Below are 17,625 nucleotides of genomic sequence, written 5' to 3'. Positions count from 1 at the left end.
TAGACAACCGAAAGAAGACTATTTATCCTTGATTAAAATATACAAAAACACTGGTGTCCCCAGTAAGGCCGTAATCACACCGATAGGCAATTCTATCGGCGCTACTGAAACCCGGGCGATAACATCAGCCAGGGTCAGCACCAAGGCCCCAAGGATCAATGAGCCCGGAAGCACAAAACGGTGATCCGGTCCACCCATCAGGCGTACGGTATGCGGAACAATAAGTCCTACAAAACCTATAATTCCCGATACAGCCACTGATGCCCCAACGGCCAAAGTCGATAATATGACCACCCATCTTTTTACGCGATCACTACTCATCCCCAATAAATCCGCTTGGAGTTCGCCCAGCGCAAATGCATTCAAAGATTTTCCAAAAAATGGAAGAATAAGCAAGGAAATACATATAAATGGGCCTACAGCTAATAAATTATCCCAGGTTGCAGCGCCCAAGCTGCCCAGCATCCAAAACGTAATGGTGCGGAGCTGCTGTTCTGTAGACATGTAAGTCATCAAACCTGTAAGTGCACCCGCAAATGCATTAATGGCTATTCCCGCCAACAGCATCGTAGTCACATTGGGGCGACCATTTTTACTGGCAATACGATACACCAAAAAGGCGGTTAATCCGGCTCCTACAAAAGCACCAAAAGCCAAAATATAATAACCTATCCATGCTGAAAGTGAAGTCAGCAAGAGCGTTTCAAACGCAATAATCAATACCGCAAACAAGGAGGCACCAGAAGAAATACCGATTAATCCAGGTTCTGCAAGCGGATTTCGAAAAATCCCTTGAATGGCAGCACCTGAAATCCCTAAGGCGGCACCGACCAACAACCCCAGTAACAAGCGTGGCATGCGGATCTCAAATAAAACATTGGTCTGCATGCTATCCTGATCTGATGCTGTAGACAGATGCAGCTTCTGCATGAGCATGGATAAAATATCTCCTGCCGGTATATGATAAGCACCTAAACCTAATGCGACAATACAAGTAATAAATAATATCAGGCTCAAAGCCAGCAATATTAACTTTTGTTTCTTCTGCACCTGATCTATTTTGAATCCATTACTTTTCCAAATCCACGGTGCAGTTCCAAGATCGCATCAGGCAGCCGATTACTGAAGTTAACGAGCAAGGAGGCATTCATTACCAATATACTGTCGTTTTTACCCGCATTGGTAATTCGCATCCCTGGCAATTTAAGAATAGCTTCCTCCCCTCCCAGGCTACTCGCACCAAAATCAAACAATAATATTATATCTGGATTGGCCTGAACTAATGCCTCTGTCGTATAGGGCTTAAAATCCGAAAACTCCTGTATAGCGTTCTTTCCACCGGCTAAATTGATCATCGCATCCAAGCTACTACCCTTTCCTGCAACACTCATTGTTCCTGTTCCGCGTGCATACAAAAACAACACTTTGGGAACAGCTTTTCCTTTATTTTCCTTTTTTACCAGCTCCAAGGTGCGATCCAGGCTTATTTTTGTACGGGATACCAAGGCTTTTCCCGAAGCGGGTTCACCGACACCATTAGCGACTTCCTGAATATAGCGCAAAGCCCCAGCGGCAGAATAATCTGGTTTAACTGCAATAAATTTTACGCCAGCTGCTCGGATCTGCTGAATTACGGCATTGGCCACATCGCCCTCATTTGCCAGAACAAGCGTAGGCTTAAACGACAATAAACCTTCAGCCGAAACAGAACGGTTTTTGCTTACCCTTGGCAATGCCGCCGCAGCCTTTGGTGATATACTGGTCACATCTGTCGCAATCATACGATCCCCTATCCCGAGCCCGTAAATTGTTTCTGTCAGTGAACTGTTCAATGTAATAATCCGTTGCTGTACACTTGCCCATCCTCCAAGATGTAGCAAACAACAGAGCATAATTAAGTAAATTCTACGCATCTCTTTCTGTTAACTCCATTAGAACCACACAAGATTTTGTTCCTTGTTTTCTTGTATGGCAATTGTATTTGATTACAAAACAAATCAATAATCAGTCTAAATACAAATTATTTTCAATTCACCTAAATAAAGGCATACAGCAGAATAAACAAGCTATCACACTATCATACAACAAAGTAGCACACAAAACTAAGCTCATTATGAATAACAAAAATCGGATTAAATAGAATTTATGACAATTTGCATATAGAAAAATCCAATAGTATTGCCTTTTTTTGTAACATTATTTAGAATGATTAAAAATAAAAATAGTGTCTAAAAGCTTCTCTTCTATTCGAATAAGTACAGTAATCGCCCTGTGTTCCTGCCAGATCTTAATGGTGCAAGCGCAGGAAAAATGGAAGCTATCCGGAACCTTAAAAAATGAGTCCAACAAAGCGATAGCCAATGCAACTGTTTTCCTCTATCCGGATAAATATGCTTTCAAAACAGATACCGCTGGAAAATTTCAATTCAATAAACTTTATGCTGGCCGTTATGAACTTGTCGCACAAGCGTTAGGCTATAAGGAGCTGCGTCAATTTGTAGACTTGACGGATGAGAACCAGGAACTGACCCTTACGATACAGGCAGATAGTCGTCAAATCGGCGAGGTTGAAGTAAACCGTAAATTGGAGGCCGTTGATAATCTTATCAAAGCCGAAAACGCTGCTATGCCGGTCAAGGTCATCACAAAAAGAGAGATTGAGCTTATGGGAAGCCGTAGGTTAGACGAAGTCCTGAAAGAGCAGACTGGTATTGCTATCGTCAATGATATCGCCGGTGGCTCTAGAGCTGTTGGCGTTCAAATTCAAGGTTTTAGCAGCAACTATGTCATGGTATTGGTAGATGGGCAACCCATGCTTGGCCGTAATAGCGGTAATTTTGATCTTTCCCGTATTTCAGTGACCAATATTGAACGTATCGAGATTATCAAGGGTGCATCCTCCTGTCTCTACGGCAGTGATGCACTTGGTGGCGCCATCAATATTATTACCCGTCATGGCGCCATAACCCCACAAGTACATGCTTCCCTCCTCTATGGCAGCTTAAACACAGTTGACGCAACATTAGAAGGCGAAACACCATTTTCCAATCAACGGGGTAGCGCCGTTGTTTCCGGAAATTATTACCGTACAGATGGATTCAATACGGACAAACAATATCTCAACTCAAAAAGTACAACATTCCCGCCTTATACCAATTACAGTTTTCAGGGGCGAGTACGCTATCGCACGAGCAAAAATGGTACAGTGGGAATGACGGGCCGGTTTGCTGCCCGCGAATCTGAAATGATCAATGCCTGGTCTGAAGACCGCACCTTGCAGGACAAGCAAAAAGATCAAGATATCAATCTGTCAGCCAGCTATGACCATAATTTCGAATCAGGACTACGCAGCATGACACGCTATTATTTTTCCAGGTTCCATTCCCAGATCGCGGCACAATGGTTACGACAAGGGGTTTTGGCCAGCGCTGAAGAGTTTGGTCAAGATGTACACCGCATTGAGCAGCAGTTCGCTTACAGTCCAATCCAACAGGTCAAGTTTACGGGGGGAATTGGTGGTAGTCTAGAGCAGATGGATAATCAAGACCTAGATGCCAAACGCTCACTCAATAGTGCATTTGCCTACCTCCAGACCGAGTGGAAACCGGTAGACCGCATGCTGACGACACTAGGGCTACGTTATGACCAAACCAATGTTTATAACGGGCATCTGAGTCCAAGTCTAGGTTTACAGTATCATATCAGTCCAACATTATTGGTCAAAGGAGGTGTTGGCGCCGGGTTCAAAGCGCCGGACTATAAGATGCGTTATCAGGTATTTTTCAATCCTGCCGCCAATTATCTGGTTGTAGGCACCGAACGGGTAGCCGATGTGGTTGCTGCCATGGACCAAGCGGGTGAATTAAGTTACAAGAACAGCTATATGCTGAATTTAGTCGCAGGCAACTTAAAGGCCGAAACTAGCCTCTCCAACAATATTGGGCTTACCTGGAATCCTTCAACCAAATTTCAGGCAGATTTTTCTCTTTTCTATCACCGTATCAACAATCAGATCAATACGGTCAGTGTAGGTAATGGTACAAGTATCGCGCAGATCTATAGTTACCGTAATTTACCGAAAGCGATGAATAAAGGCTTTGAAGTTTCAATGAGTTATCAGGCTACAAGGGATCTGCAATTATCCATGGGTTACCAATATCTTATTGCAAAAGATCTTAGTGTATTGGATAGTATCGCAGCGGGTAACTACCCTTATAATCAGATCAATGATGCTGCAAGCGACCTCTATCGACAGAGCAAAAAATCAGACTATTGGGGCATTGAGGATCGCTCGCGCCATATGGTCAATTTCAAAGCACAATACGAATACAAACCCTGGGGCGTCAATGTCAATGCCCGTGTCAATTTCCGCGGCAACACCCCTTTTCAGGAGAATAATGGAAATCAATTTATTGACAAGTATGACATCTTTATCCCCTATCATACACTCCTGAACATGACAATCGAAAAAAGCCTGATGAACCGGAGGCTAACCTTTCGTCTGATCGGCGACAACCTGTTCAATTTTACCAGTCGCTACCTATTGGGTCAGCCCGGTAGAGTGATTATGGGTGGAGTCAGTTATCGATGGATGAAGGATTAGAGATTGGAGATTGGAGCTAAAGAGAAGTACACAAAATAGTAGATAAAACAATGAGAACAATTAACATCATTATAGCGGAATGCAGCATCTGGCTTTCATTTCATAAGATTGGACGTTGTATTTTTTCAGGTTTTCTGGCACTTATGTTCCTTTCCTGCGGGAAGGACAAAGACTATACGATTGGACTAGAAGATGGCAAGAGTATTGTCATCAAAGATCTTGCCGGTGACACCGATGCCGCCATGGGTGACGGTGCCGAGGGTAAAGAAAAACGACCCTTCAACATGTTTCTTTTCCGATTTAAGGACAAAAAGCAAATCTGGATCAAGACAAAGGCCGACTCCGCACAATGGTTGAAAACAAAAGACTGGGATATTGCCTTTACGGGCCCCTACAATTCTGAAGTCTTTGTTAACAATGCTTTTGATGAGTTCAATCCAGGTTATCAGGGAGAAGCCAACAATACGGCTGTCATGCTATTAAAGCAATCATACCAAAGCCTGACTGTTGCACCTTCGGACGAAGAATTTAATAAGAACGGAACGGGCAAAATTGGTTGGGCATCCAACTCGGAGTCTCTAGGCTGGTTTCAGTATAGCCTGAGTACCCATATTATGCAAGCGCTGCCCAATCGCACCTATGTTATCCGACTTCCCGATGGTAAATATGCCAAGTTACAATTGATCAATGCCTATAAGGGAAATCCATCGGCAGTGACCAATATGAACTGGCCTGCCCCCTACTACACTTTCAAATATTACGTACAGGAAGATGGTAGCAAAAACTTAAATACAAACACATTATAATAAGGAAAAATTACACAATTAAATTAAAGATGAACAAATTATTTACAACAGCTGCACTTTTATGTGCATTAAGTTTAGGTTTTACTTCTTGTAGCAAGGATGATGATAAAGTTGAAGAAAGCAAACTTAACGATGCAACGGCTATAACTGCAGTTGCAAAAATTGAAGTTCCCGCAGGCGCAAAAGTTTTTTATGATTTCAAAACAAATAGTGTTCAGGAGGAAGCAAAAAGTATGATAAATCTATCTGGCATGTATGGTTCTACTTTGCAAAATACATCAACTGAAAACTATAAACTGGGATATTTCGATCAAGAGAATACAAATATTGAAAAATTGACATTAGCGGCAGTATTAGGTGCCAATATAACCTCCACAGAAAAATTAGGCATAGATGCTTCCAGTGCTGGTGCTCCAGCGACAGGACCCACATGGATAATCTATGACTTTAAGAATAATCATGCAGTATACCCCACCCCTAACCGTTACATCGTAATGTATAAAGGGGAAAAGCTAAGCGATAAGAGCGACGAGCTTTTCGTTATTCAGGCAGCTGGAATTACTGCTCTCAATGGAAATGCAACGTACAATATTAATTTTAAAAAGTTTGTAAAATAATTTATTAAAAGGTACGATCAATCTACTCAAGTAGATAATGTCTCCAAATATATTCAAATCAAAAAATCAACATGAATTAAATTTGGAGACATCATTATTATTTTTCCGATCAAAAGGCTCCTAATTGAAGTTCCATTAACATTATATGCAAAGAACATATTATATATTAAGTCAAACGGTTAAAATCAAAATTAATATATAAAATATCATTTTTCATACACAAGTAATAGGGTAAACTCTTTACCTTTACCATTATTTAGAATGATTTTAAATAAAAACAAAAACACAACAAATGAATATAGCAAGACAGCTCACCAGAACAAAATATATTGCATTGCTTTGCATTGGTCTAGCAATCCATACTTCTTGCAGCAAATCGGATCCAACGGTAGAACCTGTTGTCGAACCACCCAAAGAAGAAGAGAGCAATACAGGGCTTTATAATAAACTGATTCAAGTCCGCAATTTTGCTGGTACAGATAAAAATGACGGCAACAACGCTGCTCCTACAGTCTATTATAGCCTAGAGACAAACAAAGGTATTCCTGAAACACACCGTCAGACCCGAAACTGGGATATCGCATTCAGCAATATTTTCAATAGTCATGTATCTGGTAATAATGGTTCAAACAATTCCAATTTTGGTTATGGAAACAATGCGACGGGCGGTATTCTGATCGTCGAAAAAGCATTTGATGAAGTCACCGAAATTCCCGATGATTCCCAATTTAAACTTATAGGCGATGCAATCGGTATGGATCAAAACGGGGACGAAGGAAATGGTATGGGTTGGTTACTCTACGATTTTTACGGCAAACTGGTACGCGATCATACCATTCAGAACGAGCATGTTGCTTATGCACTAGGAAACGGATTGACACTAAAAAGTGGAAAAGTGATTAAACCCCGAACGTTGATTATCCGCACAGCAAAAGGAAATTATGCCAAGATTAAACCCGTTTCTATGTATAAAGATCTGTATACATCGGATAAATGGTTTAAAGACTCACCCCATGTATTTATCTCATTTGATTATGTCCTTGTGCCCAAAGGGAGCAAAACGTTTGAAATAAAACCATAAATCGTACAATTCTTATTCAAAAAAAACCGGATATACGGTCGAGGTACATCCGGTATCAAATTGACTAATTAACATATATTTATTAACTAGCCCACTGTAGAAGTGGCAAAATTACGAAAAAGAAATGAAAATCAAATTCAGAACTTTATCAATTGCCTTAGGTATTGCCGCGATTGGCATGACCGCATCATGTAGCAAAGACAATTCACTTGCACCTAGTGTAGAAGAGCAATCATTCAGCAAACGCGCTGCCACACCTTCAACAACCATAGGCGGTACAGTAAACTTTACTGCTACTGGCACAAAAGGATATTTAAAAACCCTCGCTACAGGCACTTATGGTGCACGTAACTTCCATCAGGGTACAGTACCTGACCTGGTTGATACAACGCAATGGAAAAACCCAGCGAGCACTTATTATTATGATTTGATCAATAACGATGGCGGCACATCGGCTGGCTACGATTTTCAATTCAGTGGCACAGCCAATGCAAGTCTGACTGTAAATACAACAAAATACAATCTGTATTATGTCAATACAGCTTTTGATGCTGTGACAGCAGCGACCACAGGTACATTAATTTCAACAGGTACCGCAGGTTCTAACAGCATCAACGGAACAGGAAACCCATCAAGCGCAGGTTGGTATATCTATAACATTAGCAATCATATCATGAGCAGCTATGGTCCAAGAACGTATATCCTTGTCAATAAAACGACAAATACAAAATGGAAATTGCGTTTGAATAGTGTATACAAGGATGAGGTGCCTAATGCCCCTTATGCTGCAACCAATTTCCCTTTTATGAGTTTCGACTACAAAAAGCTGAATTAATAAGCTAAGTACTTTTTGATAAGAATTGTAAATTTTAAACCCGGTATCAGCTACGCTGATACCGGTTACTTCCCCGATAATAATGAAAACTCAATTATTAACCCTACAAAAATCAATATTAACTTCAGGTGTTTTAATAGGCAGCCTATTCATCTCTTCCTGTACGAAAACTGAAACTCAGCCTTATGAAAAAGAAGAAATGGCTCGAATCAGCAGTTTCAAAATTATTAATACCAATAAGGAAATTATTGGTGCTATTGATAATAGTAATAAAACCATTACGGTCACTATTCCAGCAAGCCTTTATATGACAAGTTTAGAACCAGAAGTTAAGGTCGCTTCTGGGGTTACTTTAAAGCAAGGGACAGATACTTTAATCACCAATATGGTGGACTATTTCACCAATGGTCGCATCATACAATATCCTGTGACAGCCACAGATGGAAGTAGTGCGACGTATACCTTAACCATAAAAAGCGATCAAATCCCGCTTAATCCACAGGAAGTCAGCACAGATTTAAATAATCCCATCGCATATGATCAGACCTTCTGGTATACCAGAAATGACATCTATGTCTTTAATACGCTCAGTTCATACCCTTATATCGCTACACCAGAAAGTGATCTCGAACTGGCAAAAGCAAGTTTAGTCGATAAAAACGGAAAGGAATACCCATTTAAAAGTATCTCATCTGCAACTTCTCCATCGGTCGAAAAAGCCTACATGTTGCTTAATCTAAACGACATAGAGGGACGCGTAACAGGAAGTGGACGGGATATTAAATATAACAAAGTACCTGCTGCGGGCGACTATTTTATTAAGCTTCGTTATTACAGCCGCGAAGTCACTTTAAAAAATCCGATCCGCATTTTTTACAATAACTGACCATTCTGAAGTAAACCAATAGATCGTAGTCAGATCAATTAAACTAAGAATATTTTATTCGACTACCGAAAGTCATGATTAATATGAAAACAAGATACACCACATATACCTTCCCTGCTCTGTTGCTATTGGTAGGAATACTCTTCTCGGCCTGTAAAAAAGAATATGAGATTGCTCCTACTCCTTATGCCGAAATTACTTCCTTTAAAATACCTTACAATGCAGGTAAAGATACGATTGTAGCCATAGTGAATGGGGAGAACATCTATGTCTCCTGGCCGGGATCAACAGAATGGCCTATTCCTGAGACGATCAGCCCTGTTATTAACATATCAAATAATGCCAGTATTAGCCCAGCCTCAGGAACAGCAATTGCACTCAATGACGGCGCTCAGTATCAAGTAAAAGCTCAGGATGGTACGACCAAGGTCTATACAATAAAGCTCTCCAACGGAGCCGTACTGCCTTCCTTTGTGGATGAAGAGACAGTGCTCCCGCTTGCAGTGGGCGGTACCTATTCGATTCCATTTCGTAATCTTGCTACTGATGGCAGTGATAGCCTTTTCCTGGTAAATGATCAAAATAAATTATTCAAATTGATCGCTGCGTCACAAAACCAGCTCAGTAGCTTTCAATTTATTGCGGACCAATATGATGGTACAGGCATTCCAACCGGTGATTATTATGTTCAAGTAAACAATAAATACCGAGTCCCCGTCAGAAGCAGTAAAAAAATAGTTAATATTACCTCCGGAACAGCCTATCCCTATCCTTATTTCAATCATACGAAAACTTGGGAAGTAAAAAGAGGTGATATTATCAGCATCCCCGTTCGACATCTATCTAAACAACTTTTATTTTCCAGTGTTTCTTTTAATTTTATAAACGAATCGGGTTATCCTGACGCTTTTCCTTTGGAATTTTTGGCTATTTCCGAAGACCTAAAGTCAATTCGTGTCAAGATTCCGAATGATGCTCCTACAAATGTATCAACTCCGTTCAGTGGTGGAATATTACTTAGTTTATCGGGTGATTGGTCTACTTTCTTAGCATCACCATATTATCAATATCCGATCAAAATCGTAGAATAAAAATCCTGTCGTTTTTCATAGATGATAAATCAGAAAACAGCATAAATATTTGGAAATAAATACGAATCTTTGTATAGAATCGTTATAAATAAAAATAAGAACATGTTAAGTCAACATATCAAAGAGCATACGCACGCTGCTCACCAAAACGTAGAAGGAACGATCGTGCGCCAATTGAAAAATATTCGTTCTGAAGCAGATTATGCTGAGGTATTAAAAGGGTTCTATGCTTATTTCCGTGCTGTAGAAGATAACATCGCTCCTTTCGTCACGGCTGAAGTATTACCAGATCTTGCCGAACGTCGCAACTCGTCTTATATTAAAAATGATATTGAGACGCTAGGTGGCAACGTCGATAGCCTGCCTGAAGCCACAGCACCTGCTGTTAACAATGTGTTGGAGGCGTTAGCATCTTTATATGTGCTGGAAGGTTCTATCATGGGTGGTCCGTATATCGTACAGATGCTGAACAAATATGGTGTCAACAAGGGAACCTCTTTCTTCGAAGGTTATGGTGAAAATAGCCGCGAGATGTGGGCTGGCTTTACGGCTGTATTAAATAAATATGCTGAAGATCCTACAACTTATGATCGTGCAGTGGGAATTGCTAACCAAACTTTTTATAACTTTGGGGACGTATTCACTCCGATCACAAGTGTAAACTAAAAAGGCGTGATATTGTTTAATCCTTCAGATGGAGCAAAAAGGCAATAAATCAAAATGGTTGAAGCGTGCCGGCATGGGGGCATTCCTCTTCTTCCTGGCAAAGGGACTTGTATGGCTTGCGGTATTTTTCTTCGCCGCAAAGTCCTGCAGCGTATCTATTTAGTTTTAAATAAGAAGCAGTCTCCGAAATTGTTCTTTAGTACAATTTCGGAGACTGCTTCTATTTTGTTACCTCATTTTGTCGATATTTCTTTAGATACATCATAAGTTCATCAATATTCATTACGCATATTACATTCTCTAGCCTTTTTTATTTAGGTACAGCACACGGTTTATTGATTCTCTCAATACCCAGCAAATTCCGTTCTTGCGTGTTATTTAATCTGTCAAGAATAATAAAAATAGATGAAACCGATTATGATCAAGATAACCATCTTTTGTTTCATTTATAGCCAGTATTTGTGAATTTTCGCTTTAACTATAAAGTAAGTTATCTTTAATAAAAGATCTATATCAACAATTAACATCAATTGGCATATCAAAAGGTTTATTACCAGTCCTCCTATCAAAAATATTAACTCTTGAAGAATTTGAAATGCTCCGGGTATGCTTCTTACCATATCCTTAGTATAGCTGAAAAGCGGCTAGAATCGAAGCTGGATTAAAATCTATTTCATTGAGTACATTCGACCAACAGCTATTTTTTTCCAGATACAGAATGGTAAATCCGACAAATATAGACCTGTTTATAAATTCCCAACACTTTATCGTCAAGGTTTTTGCCGGTATCGCATCCTGTTTATATTCAACATCGTATTCCCACTCTGTATCTTTTATCTCTGTAGGCTCAAACTGATCGAAATCGAATGAGACTGCATGAAATTTGAATACTATCGCATTACATTTTTCAGGAAGGACCAACGCTCTTTTAATATCAAACTCCGGAAATGATATTTTAAGCTCATTCTTCTTGTTCAAGGAGATTACCGGATCGATAAAAAGATAATCCAGCATATGACAGTCTTCATTGAACTGAAAATTTACCAACCGATCCAATACGCAGTACTCAGTGTACGGCTACCCTCTTAACAATCAAGATTTGTCTTTATTGCCCGGTAGATCTGCCCATTGAACCGATTGCCCATCTGTCCATCATGGAGATCCTGGTGGACTGCCCGAAACACGTCCGGATCAAAGCACCTGCGCGACTTACCTTTCCAAAATCTTTACCTGCCCTTTTGGTATCATCCGTCTGTTTGACGCGATATGGGCTGCTTTGCAGGTAGTTTTTGTTGCCAACTTTTCTATCCACCAGCGAGCCAACCAGACCTCTGATAAATCCATTATAATTTATTCCCACACCTAAAGACACCACAGTAAACGCCTGACATAAAGCATCTTATTATTTTTTTAGCAAATTTCAAATTCGAATAAAATGAAAATTATAAATATTGCAATTTCCAAGGGACTTTGTTGTAAATAACTTATGGACAAGTTCGCCCCAAGCTCGCTCCCCTCCCGATTTGTAAAAAACATGCAGGCACAATGAAAGCACCTTAAAAGGTGGACTCAACGTGGACTCACTGTGCATTCAATCTGCTTACAGGTCGAACTTGGTAATAACTTGGTCTTAACTTGGTCACTATAAGTTCTCTCTACCGACCAAATGCTACCAACAAACATTCCCAAGAAACCTGTTTTCCCTTTTCTTATCTGAATCCTCTAAAGCTGTCATCTGACAACTTCATTGACACTCTATCACGTTTACCCTCAGGGTAAAAAAGCTTCTAGAGTGTCCTATACTCAAATTGTGAGTTCCTTTTATTTCTCTTATTTTGAAATTTTTAATAAAAATAGGCTTCGAATAAATAACATCCAGTTTTTTAAGCCAATATAATTGGACAACCTAAAGAAGTCAACCTATCTCAGACCAATTTAGCAATGGCGGCATTTCAAAGTAAGGAATAAGAGTATCGGCGAATCAATTTTTCATTTTTTTCTGCAATTCCCTCAACTGCTCATAATTATCTTTTTCTATAGTATGAGGTGGAATAGCCTTAATCACTCTCAACGCCTGGTCACCGGAGTGGTAAATATAGATATGATTTTTATCGCGAAAAAAATAGTTGTACTCAATCACCACGGGTATCTGTCCCCTACCGCCATCGCAACCTTCAATAACATCCACAGTAGAACCGAGCAATTCCATGCTTTCCCGATCCGCACTATTAGGAATCTCCTTATTTTCTATCAGCAATTTGTCGTCGTAAGCGTAAGCTAGTTTCAGATCTTTTAAAGTGGACTGATGTGTTATTGTTCTTTTCTTTGCCAAGGTATTATCGTCAAATATCAATTGCCTACCATCATCAAAGAAATTAGGAATTCCTTTTTGATAGGAATAGACTCCATTGACAAACTTGCTGTCTTTACTTAGCCATGTCACAGGCTCTAGCGTTCCCGCTCCATCTTGGTCCTTATAAAAAGCTGTGCCATCAAAATAGAATCCAGAGGCGGTAATCTCCAATGACCTTGGCTGTGCAACAGCGGTCAGGTTCACTGGTGGCTGATCATTGATCAGATCCCAACCATTATAATATATCTTACCTTCTTTATCAATAAGTTCATGTTGTTTATTCAGCCATTGTGCTTTTACTGGATACAAGTAAGCAGTTGTACCGTCCTGTAGATCCAATCCCGCCGAAACATAGCACCAGATATTTCCGTCATTAAAATCAACAAACGAATTCAGCCAGTTTCGGGCCACCTCTTTAATTGTAAATGGCCGTTTCAGATCAAGACTCAGAAGTGATTCGGTAATATCCATTTTATCAAAAATACTGACATCATAAATGTAGGCCGTATTCCCATCCGTAAGCAAATATTTATCCTCATTATTTTCTAGTTTGAGGCATTGTATGGTCGCAGGGTTCAGTCCCTCAATTATTTCAGCCGTTAATTGTCTGCCTTCATAGCAATAGACATGCTTATCGTCCTTGAGCAGATATCTACGTTTTTGGAATTGAGCGAGTACAATAGGTTTGTCAGGAAACAACTTGGTTGCTGTCTTGGTTATTTTTTTTACGTATGGATCAAAGGAAAAAGAAAACCATTTTCCATGCATATAAAGTAGATCTGCGTCAAATGTAGCTTGCACATCTTTTCTAGCTGCAATTTTTACTGGCGTTACTTGATTAACATCAGAGAATTCGGCCGCAAGTAAATAGTAGGCACCATCATCCATCAGGAGCATATTATCTCCATTTCGATTGATCATTTTCACATCCTTGCCTACCTGTAATATGGATATACATCGTTGATGCGCCATACTAATACCATTAGGATCCATAACAGTAATCTCTAAAAAAGGGCTACCTTTTACCAGAACAATTTTATAGATTGTCTTTGTATGATAATGATAACATTCGCTTGCCCATAGCACAACCTGGGCGAGCAGCAAGAATAACGAGATTACAATTACTTTTTTCATTTCCTAAAGCTATTATTTTATCAAAATTACTGCCCAGCATTGGCTAATCACGCTATTCATTATTGGCGATACCGTTGGTGGTAATCTGCAATCAGGTTTTTAAGTTCATAGAAATCAACAGACAATTGATCGGCCGTCACGGCTATTCCATTGCTGATAACAAATTGTTGCAACTGCGATGAAAGATTTTGAATATGATCTTCTGGATTCCGCAATTTCAATGAGACAAATGGAGCACGATGGGCAACTCCCTCCGATACAGACTGCACTGCAGTCCATTTTATTAAGCCAATCGCTTTCCCCAGGGGTGTTCCCTTAAAATGGATACCATCTGCATTCAAAATAAGACCTGTTCGGTCTTTATCAAACATACTCTTTGTACCGGAAATTAAACCATAACAACCAAGGCAGACCATCATAAACATCAATGTACCAAAGGTTATATTTATTCTTTGAGCGACAAAGAAAATGTAATAAGCAAAGGTCAACGTCGCCACAGTAAACACAATACCGAATACGACTAATTTCAGGCGCTTTTTGTTGTCAAATTCTATAATAGTTTCATTCATATATCTGTTTTTTAACCTTGTTTACAGGTCACTATTTCCTTATTTGGATTTTCACTAATTCCATTGACCGTATCTTTCAATTTTGATCTATTTGAAGGAAAACGGTTCATCTCATATCGGCTTCATGTTCAATTTATTGACCAATTAATGAAGCATCCCAACCAGCAAGCCAAATAAACAGAATAATCAACCACTGCATAGCGATACAGATCCAAAAAGGTCTATTGTTAGCCTCAGTCAGCATTTCCAATACATCGATGAATTTGGACTTTACAATATCGTAGAAGTTGTTATTATTGTCGAGATCTAAGCTGTCAAAGCTTATTTTGTTCAGGCCAAATACCACAATACGCTTGATCCATGGATTTTCAATCTTTGTGTTTTTCACTTCGTTGATCAACTTGAGTTTCGCAAAAGTATAATCACCCGCATTCTGAATAAGATCAGGCTGGTTAGACTGAAAAATAAGTAACACCTTGTCCAAAACAGGAATAATTAAATCATCCTGCCGCTCTTCAACAACTTTACTGGCAACAGTCGAGAAAACATATTTATTGCTAAATAGGAAAAGCAAGATCGGCAACAAGATCACCCCAATCAACCACAGAAACTTTCCAACAGTCTGTATAGACCCGTTCATTGAAAAAAAGGCACCCTCCGCATTGCTCCTGAGCAATAGGTAGCCGACTATGAGGTACAATACTGTTGACAGAATAGCCAACAAATAGCACTTAAATAAGGTTTTTGTCCCCAGAATTGTTAATTTTTTAATATAGGCCAAATGTGTGTTCATAAAGTTGTTTTATAATTTATAGTACTAAATTAAAACTATTCCCTTCAAATTGATAAGCCAACTCCAATTCGCCTGGAGCCATTTTAAATTCGCTACAATTTCACGTCTATTCGCATTTCCCCGATCCGCATTTGGGTAAAATAGCATAAGGTCCAAATTCATTAAGAACTTGGACCTTATCCATTAACTAAACTGAGATTCCAAAATTTTATCTGCTCATATATACCAATATTTGTTTTTTGGATAGTCGTTCCGTTAGTGCTTCGAGACTATTAACTCTTTTTTTTCTCAAGATCTGTGATCGCGGTCCATAAAACACCGGCTTCTCCCCTGAAACTGGCTGAACCTTGTGGTTTGTTGTCCGGCGTATACCACTCATAAAAACCTTTATTTTTAAGTACACGATCCAACATTGGTTCAAGTGCCTCACAGGCTTCATCAATAAGACCATAACGGATCAATTGTGAGATCATACGTCCACCAAACCAGGTCCAGTCACCGCCATTCTGGTAGGAATATGGTCCCATACCGCCGTTTTTAAAGAAGCCCTGTGGATATACCGGATAAATTGTCAGTCCTATGGTTGCCGCATTTGCTTTCTTGACGTTCTCCTGCATCTTTCTATACGCCACTTTTACCTCAGCCTTACTGAGCAATCCCGCTTCTATTGCCACAGCTGTTCCGCCATGATAGTAAATTTCGGACTCATTGAATGAATCTGGAAAAGGCGAACCGTTCAGATAAATATGTGGTATAAATTTCTCATTCTTTTTATCCCAAAGGTGCTTACGGACATTTTTCGCAATCTTGTCTTTAATATCCTTCCAATGTTTCTGTTCAGCCTTGCTCAGGTCTGCAATCTCCAGAAAATCATTAATGGCAATGATAAACATCGCATTATCATAGATGTCAAGTGTCAGGTGGGAATTTTCATCCAAAACAACCCCCCAGTCGTGTTCCGGCTGGACATCACCCCAATCGACAGTTGTCGCTCCCCATAATAATCCATATTTTTCATTATATCTTTTGGTCAATAGAAAATCCATTGCCCGCTCAAGCCCCTTTTGTACAGAAACTCCACCAATCTTATTATTCAAAATACTTTTGTCTCCGGTACTTCTGACGTATTTTGCCACTGCTTGGATCAATGAAGTTTCCTGATCAGTCTCCACCGTATTCTTATGTCCGGCATACTCTGGCGCTAAAGCGGAATGATAATAATTGTAGGGAACAGCGCCTTTCTTGACGGGTACATAGCCATCCAGAATACCACCGTCAGGCTGTTGAAACTGAAAAAAAGTAAGCAAATGCTTTTTTATTAACTCTTTATCATTAACTGTACTGGCAACGGTGACAAAAGTATTCAGGTCTCTTATCCAGACTTCACCATAGCCATCACCTGCGGTAAAGCCTTTTTTAACCAATTGCTCCGCCATTGTTTTTACAACATCCGCTTTAGGTTTAATTTCAACTCTTCTTGAGTTCTTCACGGTTTTCACATCCTGTCTATAACTGCTTTTACTCCAAGTAATAGCACACAGCCCCGCTAGCACTAACATTTTTACATTCATCTGTATCTGATAATTTATAATTGATTTAAACTTTTTATTTATTCCTGTCTTTGGCGTATACATTCAGTTCCCCTATCGCGGCAAAACTATTCCAGCACCTTGATGCGACGGAAATACGACAGCATTATCTTCCCTTCTGACTTCCCCTCCCATTCTAATTATCAAACGAGTAAACAAAACATATGCACGATTGTATATATTCACGATCAAAAAACAAACGGCGGAATAATCCCATTCTAATATAAGAAATGATACTTTAGCGCTTAATTCTGGCTGGGTTTAACTTGGTTTTCATGAAACAAATTTTAATTTGTATATACATAGTTACTCATTAAAGTTTTAATTTCAAATTTTTTTTATGTTTTTTAACAAAAAAACTCAAGCAAGCTTTTAGACAAAAAAACGCATTCAGCTAAACACAAGCACATTAATATAAAAAAACAGTTGCTAACAAGATAAATTCAAATCAACCTAGCTTCTTATTAGCTATTCTATGTGAATTATGTAAAAAATCAAATTGTACATACATATATGATATTTATAGCTGCTAGTGTCTTTTTAATCTTAAAAACAGACAAGACATTGGTCAGTTTAACCAGATCATCTTTTCCTGAAGTACT

17 protein-coding genes are annotated in these 17,625 nt (G+C 39.4%); 9 read left to right on the top strand and 8 right to left on the bottom strand.

Features of this window, described 5'->3' with window-relative positions; all coding sequences use genetic code 11:
* Positions 1-18 precede the first annotated feature (18 nt).
* Both LC454_RS14655 and LC454_RS14650 read right to left on the bottom strand, forming a co-directional pair.
* Entirely contained in the window at positions 19-1,050 is a 1,032-nt protein-coding gene (locus tag LC454_RS14655) for a FecCD family ABC transporter permease (RefSeq protein ID WP_223583241.1), read from the bottom strand.
* 5 nt (positions 1,051-1,055) lie between these two features.
* Positions 1,056-1,913 carry a hemin ABC transporter substrate-binding protein gene (locus LC454_RS14650; protein WP_223583240.1) on the bottom strand — a complete coding sequence of 286 codons (858 nt, stop codon included), beginning with the start codon at positions 1,911-1,913 and terminating at the stop codon, positions 1,056-1,058.
* Positions 1,914-2,224: 311 nt separating this feature from the next.
* Between LC454_RS14650 and LC454_RS14645 the strand changes: the two genes are divergently transcribed.
* The 9 genes from LC454_RS14645 to LC454_RS26430 all read left to right on the top strand — a co-directional run bounded on the left by LC454_RS14645 (position 2,225) and on the right by LC454_RS26430 (position 10,748).
* A complete protein-coding gene (locus LC454_RS14645) occupies positions 2,225-4,603 on the top strand; it encodes a TonB-dependent receptor (protein ID WP_317196262.1) in 2,379 nt (792 codons plus the stop codon).
* Between the two features lie 50 nt (positions 4,604-4,653).
* On the top strand, positions 4,654-5,409 hold the full coding sequence (locus LC454_RS14640; RefSeq protein ID WP_223583239.1) for an HmuY family protein: 756 nt from the start codon (positions 4,654-4,656) through the stop codon (positions 5,407-5,409).
* A 29-nt stretch (positions 5,410-5,438) separates the two neighbouring features.
* The gene (locus LC454_RS14635; RefSeq protein ID WP_223583238.1) at positions 5,439-6,026 is read left to right on the top strand and encodes a hypothetical protein; all 588 of its coding nucleotides are present in this window, start codon (positions 5,439-5,441) and stop codon (positions 6,024-6,026) included.
* A 292-nt stretch (positions 6,027-6,318) separates the two neighbouring features.
* Entirely contained in the window at positions 6,319-7,107 is a 789-nt protein-coding gene (locus LC454_RS14630) for an HmuY family protein (RefSeq protein WP_223583237.1), read from the top strand.
* Between the two features lie 124 nt (positions 7,108-7,231).
* On the top strand, positions 7,232-7,942 hold the full coding sequence (locus LC454_RS14625; protein ID WP_223583236.1) for a hypothetical protein: 711 nt from the start codon (positions 7,232-7,234) through the stop codon (positions 7,940-7,942).
* Positions 7,943-8,024: 82 nt separating this feature from the next.
* Complete coding sequence (locus LC454_RS14620) at positions 8,025-8,828, top strand: hypothetical protein (RefSeq protein WP_223583235.1); 804 nt, start codon at positions 8,025-8,027, stop codon at positions 8,826-8,828.
* 83 nt (positions 8,829-8,911) lie between these two features.
* Positions 8,912-9,919 carry a hypothetical protein gene (locus tag LC454_RS14615; protein ID WP_223583234.1) on the top strand — a complete coding sequence of 336 codons (1,008 nt, stop codon included), beginning with the start codon at positions 8,912-8,914 and terminating at the stop codon, positions 9,917-9,919.
* A gap of 102 nt (positions 9,920-10,021) precedes the next feature.
* Entirely contained in the window at positions 10,022-10,585 is a 564-nt protein-coding gene (locus tag LC454_RS14610) for a biliverdin-producing heme oxygenase (RefSeq protein ID WP_223583233.1), read from the top strand.
* Positions 10,586-10,613: 28 nt separating this feature from the next.
* On the top strand, positions 10,614-10,748 hold the full coding sequence (locus tag LC454_RS26430; RefSeq protein ID WP_262903083.1) for a hypothetical protein: 135 nt from the start codon (positions 10,614-10,616) through the stop codon (positions 10,746-10,748).
* Between the two features lie 461 nt (positions 10,749-11,209).
* Here LC454_RS26430 and LC454_RS14605 read toward each other — a convergent pair whose 3' ends face one another.
* From LC454_RS14605 to LC454_RS14580, 6 genes are all read right to left on the bottom strand, one after another.
* Positions 11,210-11,599, bottom strand: a complete 390-nt coding sequence (locus LC454_RS14605) for a hypothetical protein (protein WP_223583232.1) — start codon at positions 11,597-11,599, stop codon at positions 11,210-11,212.
* 91 nt (positions 11,600-11,690) lie between these two features.
* A complete protein-coding gene (locus LC454_RS14600; protein WP_223583231.1) occupies positions 11,691-11,945 on the bottom strand; it encodes a hypothetical protein in 255 nt (84 codons plus the stop codon).
* A gap of 621 nt (positions 11,946-12,566) precedes the next feature.
* A complete protein-coding gene (locus LC454_RS14595; protein ID WP_223583230.1) occupies positions 12,567-14,072 on the bottom strand; it encodes a hypothetical protein in 1,506 nt (501 codons plus the stop codon).
* 59 nt (positions 14,073-14,131) lie between these two features.
* Positions 14,132-14,641: an STM3941 family protein gene (locus LC454_RS14590; protein ID WP_223583229.1), complete on the bottom strand. Its 510-nt coding sequence runs from the start codon at positions 14,639-14,641 to the stop codon at positions 14,132-14,134.
* A 133-nt stretch (positions 14,642-14,774) separates the two neighbouring features.
* Positions 14,775-15,434, bottom strand: a complete 660-nt coding sequence (locus LC454_RS14585; RefSeq protein WP_223583228.1) for a hypothetical protein — start codon at positions 15,432-15,434, stop codon at positions 14,775-14,777.
* Between the two features lie 272 nt (positions 15,435-15,706).
* On the bottom strand, positions 15,707-17,005 hold the full coding sequence (locus LC454_RS14580; protein WP_223583227.1) for a GH36-type glycosyl hydrolase domain-containing protein: 1,299 nt from the start codon (positions 17,003-17,005) through the stop codon (positions 15,707-15,709).
* Between the last annotated feature and the right edge of the window lie 620 nt (positions 17,006-17,625).

It is taken from the genome of Sphingobacterium sp. GVS05A (genome assembly GCF_019969845.1).
Lineage (GTDB): Bacteria > Bacteroidota > Bacteroidia > Sphingobacteriales > Sphingobacteriaceae > Sphingobacterium.
The sequence above is the reverse complement of the archived record's forward strand: the minus strand, read 5'-3'. Positions and strand labels throughout refer to the sequence as shown.